We start from the raw sequence: 18,810 nt of genomic DNA on the forward strand, positions 1-18,810 counted from the left end.
CCTTGCGGTGCTGGAGGTGCTGGAGGTGCTGGAGGTGCTGGAGGTGCTGGAGGTGCTGGAGGTGCGGGAGTGCTGAGGTGCTTGAGTGCTGGAGGTGCTGGCCTGCCCGGGTCGCTCCTAGGTGGCCGGCCGGGTCAGCCGGAGAGACCGGTGAGAGGACCGATGCGGTACAGGACCTCGGGGTCGTGCGGGTCGGCCGGCCCGGCCGGACCCGCCGGGTCGCTCGGGAACAGGTCCGCCTCGAACAGCACCTCCCGCTCGACGGAGGCGCCGTGCCGTCGCGCGAACGACGTGAACAGGCGCTGCGAGGCGGTGTTGTCCGGCGTGATGGTGGTCTCGAGGGTGGTCAGCCCCTGCTCGGCGGCGACCCGCCGGGCCAGCGCGTCGAGCAGCGCGCCGGCGAGTCCGCGCCCCTGGTGGCCGGCGTCGACGGCCACCTGCCAGACGACCAGGGTGCGCGGCCGGTCCGGCCGGGCGTACCCGGTGACGAAGCCGACCGGATCGCCGTCGGCGTCCCGGGCGACGACCGAGGTGGCGGCGAAGTCCCGGCACCAGAGCAGATAGCTGTACGACGAGTTGAGGTCGAGAACCTTCGAGTCCCTGGCGATCCGCCACAGCGCGGCCCCGTCGGAAACCATCGGTCGGTCAATTTGCAGGTCTGTCCGTACGGCGCTCATGCAAATCGAACTTACCCAGGGAAAATCAAAAATGCATCGCCGATCGGGGTTACGTAACGGTCGTGAATATGTTATCGACCGGGCACTGAAATGCCCGCTTTGTGTGGCGAATAGCCAGACAAAGCGGGCAGGTTGTTGCATGCGTCACACTCATGTAATTCACTTGATTCGTTCGCGAAACCTTTGCGTTTAGAGCGAAGAAAAGCGGGCAGAAGAATGCGGGAAGCTGCCAGGAATTCAAGTACCCAATTTCATCGCGCATTCACGAGAAATTCGCGATCGCCCGCCGGGCCCCATCGACGTCCACCGTGAGCCCTCGGTCCGCCAGGGCCGCCCCCAGCGCGGTCAGGCTCCCGAGGACCGCCTCCCGTGTCGCGTCGGCCCCGTAGTGGTTGACCCGGATCATCTCCTTGGCCAGGGCGCCGCCACCCGCCGCCAGGGGCAGTGCCGGCTCGACGGCCAGCGCGCTCGCCACCAGTTCCGACGCGACGACCCCGGCGGGCACCCGCAGGGTCGTCGCGACCGGCGCCGCGTCCTTCGCCTCGTACACATACGGCTCGAGGCCGCCGCCCAGCGCGAGCGCCCCCGCCCGGGTGGCCGCCGCCGCGGCGGTGTGCCGGGCGATCACCGTGTCCAGCCCCGCCGCCTCGATCCGCTCGACGCACGCCTCCAGCGCGAGCATCTCCAACTGGGCGGGCGCGTGCAGAAGGGTTCGACGGCCGCCGTCGATCCACCGCTCCTTCCAGTCCAGCAGTGAGAGGTACGACCGGCGCGGCGCCCCCGGATTCGCCGCCATCCGGGCCCACGCGCGCTCGCTCACCGACACCGCCGACACCCCGGCCGGCCCGCCCATCGCCTTCTGCGCCCCGATCACACACAGGTCGACACCCCACGCGTCCGGCAGCACCGGCTCGGCGCCGACCGACGCGACGGCGTCGAGGTAGAAGAGGGCACCCTGTTCCCGTACCGCCTCGCCGATCTCCGCGACCGGGTTGGTGTTGCCGGTCGCCGCCTCCGCGTGCACCAGCGAGACGAAGTCGATCTCCGGGTGCTCGGCGAACGCCTCCCGGATCTGGGCGGCCGTGACCGCGGTGTGGAAGGGCACCGTTAGGTCGACGACCGTTGCCCCGCAGTCCCGCAGCCAGTCACCGAAGGTCTGCCCGTAGGGGCCGGTGACGATGTTGAGGGCCGTCGTGCCCGGTCCCGCCGTCCCCCTGATGGCACCCTCCAGGGGCAGCAGCGCCTCGCCCTGCGTGATCACGACGTCCTGCTCGGTGGAGAGCAGCCGCGCCACGCGGTCCTCGATCGACGCGAAGCGGGCGGCGGTCAGCGGCGCCAGGTCCAGGAAGGGGTGCGTGGTCACGGTGTTGCTCTCTTCGGATCGCGGGAACAGGTACGTCGAGTCGAGACTAACGGGAGATCCTTCCCGCCCCCGGCCGATGCCATTCGAGCCCGCGCCGCCTCAAAACCACAGGTCGCAGGGCGTCGCAACCATCAGAATGATTTGAGATAGTCAAACGTTTCCTTATAATCAGAACTCACATTCCCCCCACAGGAGGTCCCCGTGAACACGGTCCTCGGACGACGGTCCCGCATCCTGGCCGCCACCACCGCGACGGCCGGGCTCCTGCTCGTGGCCGGCTGCTCCTCGGACGACGACAGCGGCGGCGCCTCGAAGACCGCCGCCGGCGGGGTCGAACTCGTCAAGGGCGGGCAGCTCACCGTCTGCACCCATCTCCCCTATCCGCCCTTCCAGTCGGAGATCGACGGCAAGGAGCAGGGCTTCGACGTGTCGCTCATCGATCTCGTCGCCAAGAACCTCGGCGTGAAGCAGAAGATCCTCGACACGCCGTTCGAGAACTTCAAGACGGGCGCCTTCCTCAACTCCGACCAGTGCGACCTCGGCGCGGCCGGCATGACCATCACCGAGGAACGCAAGAAGAACGTCGACTTCTCCGACCCCTACTTCAACGCGACGCAGGCCGTCCTCGTCGACAAGAAGAGCGGCATCGCCTCCGCCGCCGACCTCAAGGGCAAGAAGATCGGCGCCCAGGCGCAGACCACCGGCGAGGACTACGCCAAGAGCAAGGACTACGACCCGGTCTCCTTCGAGTCCTCCGACGCGGTCCTCAACGGCCTGCGCACCGGCCAGGTCGACGCCGTCATCATCGACTACCCGGTCGTCCAGGGCTGGCTGAAGACCCCGGCCAACGCGGACGCCTTCAAGGTGGTGGCCAACCTCAACACCGGTGAGCAGTACGGCTTCACGGTGAAGAAGGGCAACACCAAGCTGCTCGCCGCCATCGACAAGGCGATCGCCGACGCGAAGGCCGACGGCACGTACAAGAAGCTGTACGAGCAGTGGATCGGCCCGTACGACGAGTCCGCGGCAGCTCCTTCCGCGTCATGACCGAGACCTCCACGAAGCAAGTACAGCCCCGCAAGCAGGGGTTGAGCCGTACGCAGAAGCGGGCGCTGTCCCGTGGCGCCCAGTACGCGCTGTTCGTCGCGGCGATCGTCGCCCTCGCGGTGTCGGCCGACTGGGCCCGGCTGAAGAACCAGTTCGCGCAGGCGGACCTGGCGAAGGAGATGTTCCCGGACATCATCACGCTCGCCCTCAAGAACACCGTCCTCTACACCCTGTCGGGCTTTGTCTTCGGCCTGGTGCTGGGGATGGTGATCGCCCTGATGCGGCTGTCCCCGGTGGGCCCCTACCGCTGGGTCGCGGGCATCTACATCGAGATCTTCCGGGGTCTGCCCGCCCTGCTGATCTTCATCTTCGTGGGCGTGGCGGTACCCCTCGCCTTCCCCGGCACGGAGATCCCCGGCGGGACGTACGGCAAGGTGGCGCTGGCACTCGGACTGGTGTCGGCCGCGTACATGGCGGAGACGATCCGCGCGGGCATCCAGGCGGTGCCCAAGGGCCAGATGGAGGCGGCGCGTTCACTGGGCTTCTCGCACGCCCGGGCGATGGTCTCGATCATCATCCCGCAGGCGTTCCGGATCGTGATCCCGCCGCTCACCAACGAGTTGGTGCTCCTCTTCAAGGACTCCTCGCTGGTGCTGTTCCTGGGCGTCACCCTGGAGGAACGCGAACTGGCCAAGTACGGCCGTGACTTGGCCAGCCAGACCGCCAACTCCACGCCGATCCTGGTGGCGGGCCTGTGCTATCTGCTGGTGACGGTGCCGCTGGGCTTCGTCGTCCGGCGGCTGGAGACGAAGGCGGGGGAGGCGACGCGATGAGCGACGGGATGAGCGACCGCAGCAAGGACGCGACGGTGCCGGAGATCCAGGTCCGGGACCTGTACAAGTCGTTCGGCGACAACGAGGTGCTGCGCGGTATCGACCTGGAGATCGGCCAGGGTGAGGTCGTGTGCGTGATCGGCCCGTCCGGCTCCGGCAAGTCGACCCTCCTGCGCTGTGTGAACCTGCTGGAGGAGCCGTCCAAGGGCCAGGTGTTCGTGGGCGGTACGGAGGTCACGCACCCCGACGTCGACATCGACGAGGTCCGCCGCCGTATCGGCATGGTTTTCCAGCAGTTCAACCTCTTCCCGCATCTGACGGTGACGGAGAACCTGACGCTGCCGCAACGCCGGGTGCTGAAGCGGGACAAGGCCGAGGCGGCGCGGGTGGCCGCGGAGAACCTGGAGCGCGTGGGCCTCTCCGAGAAGGCCGACGCGTATCCCTCCTCCCTCTCCGGCGGTCAGCAGCAACGGGTCGCCATCGCGCGGGCGTTGGCGATGGGCCCCGAGGTCATGCTGTTCGACGAGCCGACCTCGGCACTCGACCCCGAGCTGGTGGGGGACGTACTGGCGGTCATGCGCAGACTGGCGAACGAGGGCATGACCATGATGGTCGTCACGCACGAGATGACGTTCGCCCGCGAGGTCGCCGACCGGGTCGTCTTCATGGACGGCGGAGTGATCGTCGAGGACGGCACCCCCGCGCAGGTCATCACCAACCCCTCCCACGAACGCACCCGCCACTTCCTCTCCCGCCTGCTGGATCCGGCGATGGCGGACGTGGAGGAGACGGACGGGGAGGAGCCGGACGAGGAACCGCGGGACCGGCCGAACTAAGGTGCCGTCCATGAGCGATCAGGCGGTGCTGCATGTGAAGGGGCGGGTGCTGGTCGGCCCGGAGGAGATCCGGGACGAGCTGTGGGTGGTCGACGGCAGGATCGCGTACGACCGCCCGCCCGGCGCCCGTGACGTCCGTACGGTGGAGGGCTGGGCCCTGCCCGGTCTGGTCGACGCGCACTGCCATGTGGGCCTGGGACCGCACGGCCCGGTGCCCGAGGACGCGGCCGAGAAGCAGGCGCTGACCGACCGGGACGCCGGCACCCTGCTCATCCGGGACGCGGGCTCACCCTCGGACACGCGCTGGACGGACGCCCGTGAGGACCTCCCGAAGATCATCAGGGCGGGGCGGCACATCGCCCGCACCCGCCGCTACATCCGCGGCTTCGCCCACGAGATCGAACCGGAGGACCTGGTGGCGTACGTCGCCCAGGAGGCCCGGCGCGGCGACGGCTGGGTGAAGCTGGTGGGCGACTGGCTGGACCGGGGCACCGGCGACCTCTCCGCCTGCTGGCCGCGCGAGGCGGTGGAAGCGGCGATCACGGAGGCCCACCGCCTGGGCGCGCGGGTCACGGCGCACTGCTTCGCGGAGGACTCCCTGCGGGACCTGGTCGAGGCGGGCATCGACTGCGTCGAGCACGCGACGGGCCTGACCGAGGACACGATCCCCCTGTTCGCCTCACGTGGCGTGGCGATCGTCCCGACTCTGGTGAACATCGCGACGTTCCCGAACCTGGCGGCATCCGGCGACGCCAAGTTCCCGACCTGGTCGGCCCATATGCGCCGCCTGCACGAACGCCGCTACGACACCGTGCGTGCCGCGTACGACGCCGGGATCGCGGTGTACGTCGGCACGGACGCGGGGGGCAGCTTGCCGCACGGGCTGGTCGCGGCGGAGGTGGCCGAGCTGACCAAGGCCGGCATCCCGGCGGTGGAGGCGCTGTCGGCGACGACCTGGGGCGCGCGGGAGTGGCTGGGCCGGCCCGGGCTGGCGGAGGGGGAGGCGGCGGACCTGGTGGTGTACGAGAGCGATCCGCGGGCGGACGTACGGGTGCTGGGGGCGCCGCGCCGGGTGGTGCTGAACGGACGGATTGTGGCCTGAGATTCGAAAATCTGCACGGAAACCTCACGTAGGAGTGAAGTCGCGTCAGATTGCTGACCGCTAGCTCGCGGTACGTAATTCTTACCGGGTCCCAAGCGTGTCTCTCCGAGGGGTCCCCAAACCGTGAACGCGAACAACTTCCGCCTGCCCGCACGCCGTCTGGCCACCGTCGCGGCCGCCACGGCTCTGGCGGCCGTCGGCCCCGCCACCCTGGCCCACGCCACGGAGGATCAGGGCAGCGCGAGCGCGGTCGTCCTCCGCACGGGGCTGAACGTGTCCCTCCTCAACAAGAGCGTGAGCGCCCCGCTCGCTGTCGCGCTGAACGAGGTGCAGGCACCGCAGAGCGCCGAACAGACGGCGCTGACCGCCTCGTTGGACGGCGTGGACGGCGGAAAGCCGTTCAACGTGCTCGGTGCGGAGGTCGCGGAGGCGAAGGCGACGGTCGCGGACGGCAGGGCGGAGGCGTCCACCCGGCTCACCCACGCGAAGCTCCACCTGCCCGGTCTGCCCCTCCTGTCCCTCCTCGAGGTGGAGCAGGTCACGTCGAAGGCGACCTGTGTGGCCGGGGAGAAGCCGGTCGCCGCCGCGAACCTCCTGGGTTCGGTGACGGCACTCGGCAAGAAGGTGACGCTGACGCCGAGCGGGCCGGTCGAGGTGAAGGTGCCGGGAGTCGGTGAGGTACGCCTCGACCTGTCGCAGACGGAGACGACGACTCGTACGGCGGCGGCGACCGCGCTCGAACTCAAGGTGTCCGTCAACCCGTTGAACCTGGGGGTGGCGGAGGTCGAGGGCACGGTGACCTTGGCGAAGGCGACCTGCGAGGCACCGGCGGCTCCGCCGAAGGAGCCGGCGGCGGAGGTGAAGCCGCAGGGGGCCCCGGCCCCGTCCCCGGCCGAGGCGGGCCTCGCGGAAACGGGTGGCAGCTCGATGACGCCGTACCTCGCGGCGGGATCGGCAGCCCTGCTCACAGCGGGCGCGGGCGCGGTAGCCCTGGCCCGCAGGCGCAGCAAGAACTGACCCCGGCCGGGTTTCGCGCTGAACGCGCTCGTCCTCAAACGCCGGACGGGCTGATCATTAGCCCCTCCGGCGTTTGAGGAGCGGGGGTTCGGGGGCAGCGCCCCCGAGAAGGATGGGACGGGTAGGGGCGGCGGGGGCGAAGAAAACTACCGCCCAGCCAACATCACCGCCCGATCGAACGCCTGCAAAAACCCATTCACCGTCACCCGATCCCGCACCGCCACCCGCAACCACCCCTCCCCCAGCCCAGGAAACGTATCCCCCCGCCGCACCGCATACCCCAACCCCCGCAAATGCCCCCGAACAACCCCACCCCGCTCCACCCGCACCAACACGAACGGCCCCTCCGCCGCCCCCACCACCCGCACCCCGTCCGCCCCGAACTCCGCAAGCCCGGCAACAAGATGAGCCCGGTCCGCGGCGATCCGCCGCGCCGCCTCCGCCGCCTCCGCCAACGCCCGCCCGGACACGCACACCTCCGCCGCCGCCAGCGCCGGCGTGGACACCGGCCACAACGGCTGCGCCCGCTCCAGCTCCCCGATCGTCTCCGGCGACGCCAGCACGTAGCCGATGCGCAGCCCCGCCAGCCCCCACGTCTTCGTCAGACTCCGCAGCACCACAAGACCGGGCACGTCGGTACGCCCGGCCAGTGCCTCCCGCTCGCCCGGCACCGCGTCCATGAACGCCTCGTCGACCACCAACGTCCGCCAGGGACGGGCGAGGCGGGCGACAAGGGCCGCCGGATGCAGGATCGACGTCGGGTTCGTCGGGTTGCCGATCACGACCAGGTCGGCCTCCTCGGGCACCAGCGCAGGGTCCAGCCGGAACCCGTCCTCGGCCCGCAGCAGCACCCGGTCCACACTGTGCCCGGCATCCCGCAGGGCCGCCTCCGGCTCGGTGAACTGGGGGTGCACGACCACGGGCCGACGCACCTTCAGGGCGCGCGCCAGCAGCACGAAGGCCTCCGCGGCCCCGGCGGTGAGCAGCACCCGCTCCACGGGCACCCCGTGCCGGGCCGCCACCGCCGCCCGCGCGGCCCGCCCGTCGGGATACGCGGCCAGTTCGCCGAGCGAACCGGCGATGTGCTCGCGGAGCCAGGCCGGGGGAGTACCGGCCCGGACGTTCACCGCGAGGTCGACCAACTTGGCGCCGTCGTCACGTACTTCGGCGTCCCCGTGGTGCCGTAGATCGTGTCCGCCGGTGTCTTCGTCAGTGTGCATGGGAGTGCGAGTGCCCGTGTGAGTGATGTCCATGATGGTGACCATCGTGGTGGCCGTCGTCGTCCGGATGGAAGTGCGGCTGCTGAGGCAGTCCGACCTTGTCCTCGAAACCGGGCAGCGCGATCCGGTACACGCACGAGTCGCAGTTCATCCGCAGGTCCCCCTGCACGGCCTCCCGGTAGCGCTCCATCACCAGATCGAGCAACTCCGGCTCCGGACCGATGACTTCGGCGGACCGCACCTCGATCTCCGGGTGCGCGGCCGCCCAGCCGTCCGTCTGCTGTCGTACACGGTCCGGCAGGATCCCGGTGAACAGGAAGTAGGGCAGGACCACGATCCGCCGCGCCCCCAGCTTCACGCACCGGTCGAGCCCCGTCGGCACGTCCGGCGCCGCGAGCGACACGAACGCCGTCTCCACACCGGCATACGCGCGTCCCTCCCACAGCAGACGAGCCGCCTTGAGCACCTCGGCGTTGGCGTCCGGGTCGGTGGAGCCGCGCCCCACCAGCAGGACGGTCACGTCGGCCCGGTCCTCGGGCGTACGCTCCCCACCGCCCAGGGCCTCCTCCAGACGTCGCTCCAGCACGGCCAGCAGCGCCGGGTGCGGGCCCAGCGGACGCCCGTACGTGTAGGAGATGCCCGGGTGCCGTTCCTTCTCGCGGGCCAGCGCTGCCGGGATGTCCCCCTTGGCGTGTCCGGCGGAGACCAGCATCAGCGGAACGGCGGCGAACCGCCGTACGCCCCGCTCCACCAGCTCGGTCACGGCGTCGCCCAGGGGCGGCGGCGACAGCTCGATGAAGCCGCCCGCGACGGGCAGTTCGGGGTGGCGGCGCCCCAACTCCTCGACGAAGTCACGGAACGCCTCGGCCCCGGCCTCGTCCCGGGTGCCGTGGCCGGCGATGAGCAGGGCGGGCGGCGGGGTCGTCACGATGTCTCCTCGGACTGTGAAGTGAAGGGAAAGGGAAGGGAGTTGTCGGCAGCTGCAGATTCCGGCAGCGTCGCCGGACGGTGCGGTGGGTTCATCGCTTCGCCTCCTGCCAGCGGTACCCGCGAGGCGTGACCATACGGCCCGCGATATTGCGGGTGGCGGTGTTGCCGACGGTCACCACCGTCATCATGTCGACCGTCGCCGGGTCGAGGTCGGCCAGCGTCGTGACGCGGCTGGACTCGTCTGGCCGGGACGCGTTGCGTACGACACCCACGGGCGTCGTCGGCTCCCGGTGCTCGCCCAGGACGGCCAGCGCCTTGGGCAGTTGCCAGTCACGGCCCCGGCTGCGCGGGTTGTAGAACGTCACGACGATGTCCGCCTCGGCCGCGGCCCGCACCCGCCGTTCGATGACGGGCCAGGGAGTGTGCAGGTCGGAGAGGCTGATGGAGACGTGGTCGTGGCCGAGCGGGGCGCCGAGGATCGCGCCTGCGGCGAGGGCCGCGGTGACACCCGGCACCCCGATCACGTCGATGTCGTCGGACGCCTCGGCGAGCGCGGGCGACGCCATCGCGTACACGCCCGCGTCCCCGCTGCCGATCAGCGCGACCGCCTGCCCCTTCCGGGCCTCCGCCACCGCCGTCCGCGCCCGCTCCTCCTCGGCGCCGAGCCCCGACTCCAGGATCCGGGTACCGGGCCGCAGCAGATCACGGATCTGGTCGACGTACTGATCGAGCCCGACGACCACGGAAGCCCGCCGCAACTCCGCCTCCGCGCGCGGCGTCAGCAGATCCCGTGCCCCGGGCCCGAGCCCCACAACCGCGAGCCGCCCGCGCCCCGGCCGCCGTACGACGGCACAGGTCGCCATGGCCGGCGCCCCGTCCGCACGTTCCGACTTCCGCTTGGGTACGAGGAGTTCACCCCCGCCGACCAGCGCGGCCGCCTCCGCCACGGACGGCGTACCGACGGCGGCGAGCGGCGCGTCGGAGGGATTGGGCACCTCGACGCCGGCCAACTCGTCGGCGGAGTACGTCACCACGGGCACCCCGAGCCGCCCGGCGGCCCCGACGATCCCGGGCTCGGTCGCCTTCGCGTCGACGGTGGCCAGCGCGGCGACCGAGGCCGGCGAGAGCCCCGCGTCCGCCAACGCCTCCTGGACCAGGCCGAGTACCTCGTCGAGCGGAGCCCCCTTGGAGGCGCCCACACCGACGACGAGCGACGGCGGCCGCAACACGACCTCGCCCGCACCAGGTCCGTCCGTCAACCGGTCGGTCACCCGGATCGTCGGCCCACTGCCCGGCACCCCACGCCCGACGTTGGCCGGCAGCGCGGGCAGCGGCCAGCCCGACTCCAGCTCCAGCGCGACGGGTTCACCGTCGAGCAGCGCCCGCGACACCCCCGCGACATCCCCCTCCACGGGCAACCCGAGCGTGTCGAGACCCGGCACGCCCACGGCGTCCGTCGCGGTGGTCACCACCGGCTCCGCACCCAGCAACCCCCCGACCGCACGGGCGAGTTCATTGGCCCCGCCACCATGGCCGCCCACCAGCGACACGGCGAACCGCCCGCCCTCGTCGACGCACACCACACCGGGGTCGGACGCCTTGTCGGACAGCAACGGCGCGACCAGCCGTACGACCGCCCCCGTCGCCAGGAAGCACACGAGCTGCTCGCACTCGCCGAACGCGCGCCGGACGGCGTCGACGACCGGCCCCTCGTACACACGCGTACGGTCGGGCCAGGCGGCGGCAAGCCGATCACGCGCCGCCGCGCCCGCCGCCGTCGCGGAAATCAGGCCGATCACAGAGCAACTCCTTTGCTGACTGGGTGTGTTGTGGGGCGCGTGCCCCACAGCAGGAAAACGGGGTTGGTCGCCGCGAGCCGGGTCACCTCACCCGGGAGCGGTGCGAGCCGGGACGACTGGAGGAGGACACCGTCGCAGTCGAGTCCGGCCCCGGTGAGCGCCTCGCGTACCGCCGGCACCCGGTCGAGGGCGGCCATCGCGACCACCACCGTCCGCCGGGCCCGCGGCGCACACGCGGCGACGATGGCGGGCAGCTCGCGCCCGCCTCCGCCGATGAACACGGCGTCGGGGTCGTCCAGTTCGGATGCCGCAGGGAGGTCACCAGGAGCGACCCCCTCCACCACCCGGACATCGATGCCGTGCGCGGCGGCGTTCGCCCGCACCCGCTCCGCCCCGTCCGCCGTCTTCTCGACGGCGACCACGGCGGCCCCGAGCCGCGCGCACTCCACGGCCACGGACCCGGAGCCCGCGCCGACGTCCCAGACCAGGTCGCCGAGGCGCGGCCCGAGCCGGGCCAGCGCGAGGGCACGTACCTCGAGCTTGGTGATCATGGAGTCGCGGTGCGCGAACTCCCCTTCCACCAGGGCCCATTGGGCAGGCCCTGTGAACCCTCCGCCGACCGTGACCGGGGCCGGCGCGAGCGCCCGCGCCTCGTCCAGACAGAGAACCACGCTGACCGCGTCACCCCAGTCCCGCGCCGCCGCCTCGGCAGGCGTGACCCGCTCCACCCGTTCGAGGTCCGGGTCACCCAGCGCCGAGGCGACGACAAGGACACGCGCCCTGGGCTCATCGGCCAGGGCCGCACCCAACTCGGCGGGCCCGGCCCCCGGCCCGGTCAGCACCGCCACCTTGGGCCGCGCCCGGCACACATTCACCGCCGTGCGCAGCGCCCGCCCGTGCGCGCTGACGATCACCGCGTCGTCCCAGGTCAGCCCCAGCCGGGCGAACGCCGTCGCGACGGAGGACACCCCCGGCCGGACATCGAGTCGCCCGGCCCCGAACCGCTCGGCCAGCGCCCGCACGATCCCGAAGAACCCCGGATCACCAGACGCGAGTACGACAACGGGCAGTTCCTTGACGACGTACTCCTCGACGGTGTCGAGCGCCGGAGCCAACGCCCCGAGGACGACCCGCTCGGCGCCCTCCGCCATCGCCCCCGACACCGCGGCCAGATGCCGCCGACCGCCCACGACCAGCGCGGCCCCGGCGACGACGGCCGCGGCGTCCGGAGCGAGCGGCGCCCCCGTCCCCGTACCGATCACGGTGATCACGTACTGGCCCCTCGCTCGCGCAGCGCCCGCCGGGCCGCCGGGTCGGCCTTGCGGAAGCCGTGGAAGTGGCCGGGGTGGTAGAGGTGGGAGCGGGTGCCGCTGGCGTCGAGGGCCGGGCCGACCAGGAACAAGGTGTGCTTCCACAGCTTGTGCTCCTTGACCGTCTCCTCGAGCGTCTCGATCGTGCACCGCACGACCAGTTCCTCGGGCCAGGTCGCCTGGTAGGCGATGACGACCGGGGTCGTGGTCGGATAGCCGCCCTCCAGCAGCTCCCGCACCAACTGCCCACTACGGGCGGCCGACAGGAAGATCGCCATGGTCGTCCCGTGCCGTGCGAACTCCCGTACCTCCTCGCCGGGCGGCATCGGGGTCTTGCCGCCGCCCAGCCGGGTGAGGATCACGGACTGTGCGACCTCGGGGATGGTCAGCTCGCGCTGGGCGAGGGCGGCGACCGCGGAGAAGGAGGAGACACCGGGGACGATCTCGGTCTCGATCCCGATCTCGGCACACCGGTCGACCTGCTCCTGGGTCCCGCCCCAGAGCGCGGGATCGCCGGAGTGGATACGCGCAACGCGCAGCCCTTCCCGCACGGCACGCTCGTACACGGCGATGACGTCCTCGAGCGACATCGTCGCCGAGTCAAGGATCTCCGCCCCATCGCGCGCGTGTTCGAGAACCGCCTCCTGTACGAGGCTGGCCGCCCAGATCACGATGTCCGCCTCGGTGATGGCGCGGGCCGCGCGGAACGTCAGCAGATCGGCGGCGCCGGGGCCGGCACCGACGAACGTCACCTTGCCGGTGGTAGCGCCGGTCGAAATGTCGGCCGTGGGAGCCATGGGGCGAGATCCTCTCGTACGGAATGTCGAAAACGTCAGTGATTGTGTGGGTCGGTGTGGAGGTGCGCGAAGGCCGGTCGATCGGATAGCAAGAGCACATGGCGGTCTTCGTCGCGCTCGGCGCGTTCCTGATGACGCTGGCCGGCGGCTGGACGGCACTGCGTGTGACCGACCGCCGCCATCTCGTCCTGGGCCTGGCCGGCGGCCTGATGCTGGGCGTGGTCGGCCTCGACCTGCTGCCCGAGGCGCTGAACGCGGCGGGCGAGGAGGTGTTCGGTGTACCGGCGGCCCTGCTGCTGTTCGTCGCCGGATTTCTGCTGGCCCATCTGGTGGAACGTCTCCTCGCGGTACGGCAGGCCGCGCACGGCGCCACCACGGAGAGCGGCGAGCACCGGCCGAACGGCGGCCGGACGCCCCAGGTGGGCCTGACGGCCGCCGCCGCCATGGTCGGCCACAGCGCGATGGACGGCGTCGCGATCGGCGCCGCCTTCCAGGTGGGCGGCGGCATGGGCCTCGCGGTCGCGCTCGCCGTGATCGCCCACGACTTCGCCGACGGCTTCAACACGTACACGATCACAAGCCTGTACGGAAACGCCCGCCGCAAGGCCGTGGCCATGCTGTTCGCCGACGCGGCGGCACCGGTCGTCGGCGCGGCCTCGACCCTCCTCCTCACCATCCCCGAACAGGCGCTCGGCGGCTACCTCGGCCTGTTCGGCGGCGGACTGCTCTACCTCGCCGCCGCCGAGATCCTCCCCGAGGCCCACCACGAACACCCCGCCCACTCGACAGTGCTGTGCACGATCGCGGGCGTGGCGTTCATATGGCTGGTGGTCGGCCTGTCGGGCTGAGCCCGAACGTGCGCCGTCGAGGCGGTGGTTCACAACTTGCCGCCCCGCCCGCCGTCGCGCGGCGCGGGCGCGATGAGCGTCGACAGATAGGGGAGCGGCTCACCGTCGAGTTCACCGGCGGGCCGGATGGACTCCTCCGCCAGCCCCAGAGCCGACCCCCACACCGCGTCGCCGATCCGCCCGCTCTCCCGCAACGCCTCGGCGACCTCCTGGGCCTGCCGCCCGAACTTGTACGCCACGACAGTGCCCGGCCCCTGAAGCGCCTCCTTCAGCACGGCGGCCCCCGCGGTCACCGGCACGAGCGTCAACGGCTCGGTCCCCTCGGTGAGCACGGCCCCCGACCGCGCCGCCAGATCCTGCATCGCGGTGATACCGGGCACGGTCTCGACGACGACCGACGGCACCAGCTCCCCGATCGTGTGGGCGAGATAGGTGAACGTCGAGTACACGTTGGGATCACCGATGGTCGCGAAGGCGACGACGGAATGCGCCCCGAGCAACTCGGCGACCCGAGCACCGGCGGCATCCCAGGCCGCCTCACGCCGCCCACGATCGGACCGCTCGTTGAGCGCGAAGACGACCCGGACGATCTTCTCGACGGGCACATAGTGCAGCACGGTGGCCTCGGCCCGCCCCCGCTCACCCGTGTCCATCACCGGTACGACGACCACATCGGCGGCACGCAACGCGTTGACGCCCTTGACGGTCACCAGCTCCGGATCACCGGGCCCGACCCCCACCCCTACCAGCCTGCTGACGCTGCTGCTCATGACGCGCGGCACCTCTCCACGAACCGACGGGCGACACCGGGCGCCGACGCCCAGTGCGTATGCAGATAACTCGCGTGCACACCACGCTGTACGAACCCCTCGACCCGCCGCCCCGGCGCACGCACCCCCCAGGCGGGAGCCGCCCCCGCCCCCGGCTCGACGACGGTCCGATGAAACTCGTGCCCCCGCATCCGGGCCCCGGCCACCGCGAGCGAACTGTCACTCACGGCCACGGCGTCCCGATAACCGAGGGTGAGCCGATCGGTCATCCGGGCGTCGGCATCGAGCACCCCGCACATGGGCAGCCCGTCCAACTCCCGGCACAGATACAGCAACCCGGCACACTCGGCGGCAACGGGCGCACCACTCAAGGCAAGATCGGCAACGGACTTCCGCAACGGCTCATTGGCGGACAACTCACCGGCGAACACCTCAGGAAACCCACCCCCGACAACCAACCCCCGAGTCCCGTCAGGCAGTTGCTCATCCCGAAGCGGATCAAACACAACGACCTCGGCCCCGGCGGCCCGCAACAACTCCACCTGCTCGGCATAGGAAAAGGTGAACGCGGCTCCGCCGGCGAGAGCGACGACCACTTTCGAGTCGCCGCCCGGCACCTCCAGCCCGTCCGGCGCTTGAGGACGAGGACCGTTCAGGGCCGTAGGGGGGTCTGGGGGCACAGCCCCCAGGGATGGGACGGGTAGGCGCGGCGGGGGCGAGGAAACCAAAGCCGCACCCGCATCCCACCCCACACACGACAACGCCCCCGCCCCCCGAGCCACCCCCAAAACCGCCTCGAGATCACACCCGGCCGCAACCTGCGCAGCCATAGCCGCAACCGCAGACACCGCCTCCCCCCGCCGCTCACCAACAGGTACCAACCCCAGATGCCGAGAAGGCACATCCACCTGCGAAACCCGCCGAAGCACCCCCAACACAGGCACCCCCACAGACTCCAACGCCTCCCGCAACATCTCCTCATGCCGATCCGACGCGACCTTGTTGAGGATCACGCCCCCGACCCGCACATCCGGATCCCACGACACGAACCCGTGCACGAGAGCCGCCACGGACCGAGACTGCGAAGAGGCGTCCACCACCAGCACCACAGGCGCCCGCAGCAACTTGGCCACCTGAGCCGTCGACGCGAGCTCACCCTCGCCCGCGGCCCCGTCGTACAGCCCCATCACGCCCTCGACCACGGCGAGGTCACACCTCTGCGCCCCGTGCAGGAACAACGGCCCGACCAACTCGGGCCCGCACATGTACGCGTCGAGATTCCGCCCCACCCGCCCGGTGGCGAGCGCGTGATACCCGGGGTCGATGTAGTCCGGCCCGACCTTGTGCGCGGACACGGCAAGCCCCCGCGCGGCGAACGCGGCCATCAACCCCGTGGCGACGGTGGTCTTGCCGCTGCCCGAGGACGGCGCGGCAATGACCAGCCGGGGCACCGATGTCACCACTCGATCCCCCGCTGCCCCTTCTGCCCGGCGTCCATCGGATGCTTGACCTTGGACATGTCGGTCACCAGATCCGCGAACTCGACCAGCTTCTCCGGCGCGTTACGCCCGGTGATCACCACATGCTGGGTCCCCGGCCGGTCACGCAGCACCGACACGACCTCGTCGACATCGACCCACCCCCAGTGCATGGGATAGGCGAACTCGTCCAGCACGTACAGCTTGTACGTCTCGGCGGCGAGATCCCGCTTGACCTGCTCCCAGCCCTCCCGGGCCTTCTCCTCGTTGTCGAGCTGCGCGTCGCGCTGGACCCACGACCAGCCCTCGCCCATCTTGTGCCAGTCGACGGACCCGCCCTCGCCACTGGCCCCCAGCACCCGCAGCGCGTTCTCTTCCCCGACCTTCCACTTCGCCGACTTGACGAACTGGAACACCCCGATGGGCCACCCCTGGTTCCAGGCGCGCAGCGCCAGCCCGAAGGCGGCGGTGGACTTGCCCTTCCCGACCCCCGTATGGACGACGACAAGCGGCCGATTACGCCGCTGCCTGGTCGTCAGCCCGTCCTCCGGCACGACACTCGGCTGTCCCTGAGGCATTACGCGGCCCTCCTGTTGCTGTGCCTGTTGCTCTGCCTGTCACCCTGTACGTCCCTGACCAGCCCGGCGATCGAATCGGCCCGCAGCTCGTCCAGCGTCACCGCGGTACCGCCCAGGTCGCCGGCGAGCTGAGCGGCCAACCCGAGCCGCACCGCCCCCGACTCACAGTCGACGACGACCGAGGCGACCTGCTCCGCCGCGAACAACCGGGCCGCCCGCGCCCCGAGCGCGACCGGTTCCGGCCCGCCGGTGGCCCGTCCATCGGTCACGACCACGACGAGCGCCCGCCGCGCCGGATCCCGGAGCCGCTCGACCCGCAGTACGTCATGCGCCTTGAGCAGCCCGGCCGCGAGCGGCGTACGGCCACCCGTCGGCAACGACTCCAGCCGGGCCGCGGCCGCGTCGACCGAGGAGGTCGGCGGCAACGCGACCTCGGCACCCGTGCCCCGAAACGTCACGAGCCCCACCTTGTCCCGCCGCTGATACGCGTCGAGCAGCAACGACAGCACTGCCCCCTTGACGGCACTCATCCGCTGCCGGGCAGCCATCGACCCCGAGGCGTCGACGACGAACAGGACCAGATTCCCCTCGCGCCCCTCCCGGGTGACCTGCCGAAGATCGTCCCGCCGCACGACCAGGCCACGCCCGGCCCGCCCCCGCGCCCGCTGGTGCGGCGCCGCGGCCTGCACGGTGGCCGCCAAGTGCAGCTTGGTGAGTGCCCCTTGAGGCCTCCGCGACCCCGTGGTCCGCCCCCGCTCGGTACGCGCCCGCGACCGCCGCCCGGCAGCGCCCTCGCCGACACCCGGCACACTCAGCACCTTGGTACGAAAGGGCTCACCGGCCCGCACGGGTTGCTGCTCAGCGGAAGGGGCCCCCGAAGACTGCGGCTCCCCGCCCTCCCCGGCCTCGGGCCGCGCACCCGCGTCGCCCCCTTGCGGCCCGTCGGACTCCGGCGCCTGCCCACCGCCACCACCGGGCCCGTCGGTCCCAGGATCAGGGTCACGGTCGGGATCAGGGTCGGGGTCCTCGTCCTCACCCGACCCCTGTCCGCCGAACTCCTCCAACGTCTCGTCGAGCTTGTTCTCGTCAAGTCCGGGCGCGTCAAAGGGATTCCGCCGCCGCCGGTGGGGCAGCGCGAGCAACGCGGCCTGTCGGACATCCTCCGCGAGCACGTCCGTACGACCCGCCCAGGCGGCCAGCGCGACGGCGGTCCGCGCCATCACGATGTCGGCGCGCATCCCGTCCACCTCGAAGGCGGCACAGGTGGCGGCGATCTGCCGGAGCGCCCCGTCGCCCAGCCGCACCGACGGCAACAGCTTCCGCGCGGCCATGATCCGGGCCCGTACGGCGGCCTCCTCATCGGCCCAGCGAGCGGCGAACCCGGCGGGATCGTCGTCGTACGCGAGCCGCCGCCGGACGACCTCCACCCGCTGATCGGGCTCCCGCGAGGCCGCGACCTCGACGGTCAGCCCGAACCGGTCGAGGAGCTGGGGCCTCAACTCGCCTTCTTCGGGATTCATGGTCCCGACGAGCAGGAAGCGTGCGGCATGTCGTACGGAGACGCCTTCACGTTCGACGTACGAGGCGCCCATCGCGGCGGCGTCGAGGAGCAGGTCGACGAGATGGTCATGAAGGAGATTGACCTCGTCGACGTAGAGAATCCCGCGATGCGCGTCTGCCAACAACCCCGGCTCGAACGCCTTCACGCCCTCCGCGAGCGCCCGCTCGATGTCGAGCGCTCCGACGAGCCGGTCCTCGGAAGCACCGACGGGCAGCTCGACCATCCGGGCGGCCCGGGATTCGTGGGCCCCGGCCTCGTGCGGCCCGTCGGGACAGGCCGGATCGGGCGCCCCGGGATCACACGAGAACCGGCACCCGGAGACGACATCGACCTCGGGCAGCAGCACCGAAAGGGCACGCACGGCAGTGGACTTGGCGGTCCCCTTCTCGCCGCGAACCAATACACCACCCACCGCCGGCGAGACGGCGTTCAGCAGCAGCGCGAGCCGCAGTTCGTCCTGCCCGACGATCGAGGAAAACGGGTAGGGCGTGCTCATGCGCGGATCACTCCTTCGAGTGGATCGGGTCGGAACTGGCCGAGCGCTGCGTGTGGGTTGGGCAAGATAGGGATTTGCTCCCCGCCGATGCGGGGGTGGTCCGAACGTCGACACGCGGGAACACGAGCTGGTCGACTTGTCCCCGCCG

17 protein-coding genes are annotated in these 18,810 nt (G+C 71.2%); 6 read left to right on the top strand and 11 right to left on the bottom strand.

Annotated elements, in window-relative coordinates; translation table 11 throughout:
• Window positions 1-134: 134 nt before the first annotated feature.
• Both ectA and PV396_RS01635 read right to left on the bottom strand, forming a co-directional pair.
• Entirely contained in the window at window positions 135-677 is a 543-nt protein-coding gene (gene ectA, locus PV396_RS01630) for a diaminobutyrate acetyltransferase (protein ID WP_319199750.1), read from the bottom strand.
• Window positions 678-939: 262 nt separating this feature from the next.
• On the bottom strand, window positions 940-2,040 hold the full coding sequence (locus tag PV396_RS01635) for a pyridoxal-phosphate-dependent aminotransferase family protein (protein ID WP_319199751.1): 1,101 nt from the start codon (window positions 2,038-2,040) through the stop codon (window positions 940-942).
• A 201-nt stretch (window positions 2,041-2,241) separates the two neighbouring features.
• Here PV396_RS01635 and PV396_RS01640 point away from each other — a divergent pair, with 201 nt between their 5' ends.
• From PV396_RS01640 to PV396_RS01660, 5 genes are all read left to right on the top strand, one after another.
• Window positions 2,242-3,087, top strand: coding sequence for a transporter substrate-binding domain-containing protein (locus PV396_RS01640; RefSeq protein ID WP_319199752.1), 846 nt, complete (start codon window positions 2,242-2,244; stop codon window positions 3,085-3,087).
• A complete protein-coding gene (locus PV396_RS01645; RefSeq protein ID WP_319199753.1) occupies window positions 3,084-3,920 on the top strand; it encodes an amino acid ABC transporter permease in 837 nt (278 codons plus the stop codon). The genes PV396_RS01640 and PV396_RS01645 overlap by 4 nt, the downstream gene beginning before the upstream one ends.
• Complete coding sequence (locus PV396_RS01650; RefSeq protein WP_416071313.1) at window positions 3,917-4,756, top strand: amino acid ABC transporter ATP-binding protein; 840 nt, start codon at window positions 3,917-3,919, stop codon at window positions 4,754-4,756. The genes PV396_RS01645 and PV396_RS01650 overlap by 4 nt, the downstream gene beginning before the upstream one ends.
• Window positions 4,757-4,766: 10 nt before the next feature.
• Window positions 4,767-5,858, top strand: a complete 1,092-nt coding sequence (locus PV396_RS01655) for an amidohydrolase family protein (protein WP_319199754.1) — start codon at window positions 4,767-4,769, stop codon at window positions 5,856-5,858.
• Window positions 5,859-5,981: 123 nt separating this feature from the next.
• Window positions 5,982-6,875, top strand: a complete 894-nt coding sequence (locus PV396_RS01660; RefSeq protein ID WP_319199755.1) for an SCO1860 family LAETG-anchored protein — start codon at window positions 5,982-5,984, stop codon at window positions 6,873-6,875.
• Between the two features lie 146 nt (window positions 6,876-7,021).
• On the opposite strand, the gene cobC is transcribed toward PV396_RS01660, so the two are convergent.
• The 5 genes from cobC to cobM all read right to left on the bottom strand — a co-directional run bounded on the left by cobC (window position 7,022) and on the right by cobM (window position 12,931).
• Window positions 7,022-8,095: an Rv2231c family pyridoxal phosphate-dependent protein CobC gene (gene cobC, locus PV396_RS01665; RefSeq protein ID WP_319199756.1), complete on the bottom strand. Its 1,074-nt coding sequence runs from the start codon at window positions 8,093-8,095 to the stop codon at window positions 7,022-7,024.
• Complete coding sequence (locus tag PV396_RS01670) at window positions 8,085-9,023, bottom strand: sirohydrochlorin chelatase (RefSeq protein WP_319199757.1); 939 nt, start codon at window positions 9,021-9,023, stop codon at window positions 8,085-8,087. The genes cobC and PV396_RS01670 overlap by 11 nt, the downstream gene beginning before the upstream one ends.
• A 91-nt stretch (window positions 9,024-9,114) precedes the next feature.
• The gene (gene cobJ, locus PV396_RS01675; protein WP_319199758.1) at window positions 9,115-10,824 is read right to left on the bottom strand and encodes a precorrin-3B C(17)-methyltransferase; all 1,710 of its coding nucleotides are present in this window, start codon (window positions 10,822-10,824) and stop codon (window positions 9,115-9,117) included.
• A complete protein-coding gene (gene cbiE, locus PV396_RS01680; protein WP_319199759.1) occupies window positions 10,821-12,095 on the bottom strand; it encodes a precorrin-6y C5,15-methyltransferase (decarboxylating) subunit CbiE in 1,275 nt (424 codons plus the stop codon). Before cbiE ends, cobJ begins: the two co-directional genes overlap by 4 nt.
• The gene (cobM, locus tag PV396_RS01685; RefSeq protein WP_319199760.1) at window positions 12,092-12,931 is read right to left on the bottom strand and encodes a precorrin-4 C(11)-methyltransferase; all 840 of its coding nucleotides are present in this window, start codon (window positions 12,929-12,931) and stop codon (window positions 12,092-12,094) included. The genes cbiE and cobM overlap by 4 nt, the downstream gene beginning before the upstream one ends.
• Before the next feature lie 98 nt (window positions 12,932-13,029).
• Between cobM and PV396_RS01690 the strand changes: the two genes are divergently transcribed.
• On the top strand, window positions 13,030-13,779 hold the full coding sequence (locus tag PV396_RS01690) for a ZIP family metal transporter (RefSeq protein ID WP_319199761.1): 750 nt from the start codon (window positions 13,030-13,032) through the stop codon (window positions 13,777-13,779).
• A gap of 29 nt (window positions 13,780-13,808) precedes the next feature.
• On the opposite strand, the gene cobI is transcribed toward PV396_RS01690, so the two are convergent.
• Genes cobI through PV396_RS01710 form a run of 4 tightly spaced genes read right to left on the bottom strand, consistent with a single transcriptional unit; the run spans window position 13,809 to window position 18,662 of the window.
• Window positions 13,809-14,561, bottom strand: a complete 753-nt coding sequence (cobI, locus tag PV396_RS01695; RefSeq protein WP_319199762.1) for a precorrin-2 C(20)-methyltransferase — start codon at window positions 14,559-14,561, stop codon at window positions 13,809-13,811.
• Window positions 14,546-16,012 (bottom strand): cobyrinate a,c-diamide synthase, encoded by a 1,467-nt coding sequence (locus PV396_RS01700; protein WP_319199763.1) that lies wholly within the window; start codon window positions 16,010-16,012, stop codon window positions 14,546-14,548. The genes cobI and PV396_RS01700 overlap by 16 nt, the downstream gene beginning before the upstream one ends.
• Window positions 16,006-16,605 carry a cob(I)yrinic acid a,c-diamide adenosyltransferase gene (gene cobO / locus PV396_RS01705; RefSeq protein WP_319199764.1) on the bottom strand — a complete coding sequence of 200 codons (600 nt, stop codon included), beginning with the start codon at window positions 16,603-16,605 and terminating at the stop codon, window positions 16,006-16,008. Before cobO ends, PV396_RS01700 begins: the two co-directional genes overlap by 7 nt.
• Window positions 16,605-18,662, bottom strand: coding sequence for a putative cobaltochelatase (locus PV396_RS01710; RefSeq protein ID WP_319199765.1), 2,058 nt, complete (start codon window positions 18,660-18,662; stop codon window positions 16,605-16,607). The genes cobO and PV396_RS01710 overlap by 1 nt, the downstream gene beginning before the upstream one ends.
• Window positions 18,663-18,810 lie beyond the last annotated feature (148 nt).

It is taken from the genome of Streptomyces sp. ME02-8801-2C (assembly GCF_033793965.1).
GTDB lineage: Bacteria > Actinomycetota > Actinomycetes > Streptomycetales > Streptomycetaceae > Streptomyces.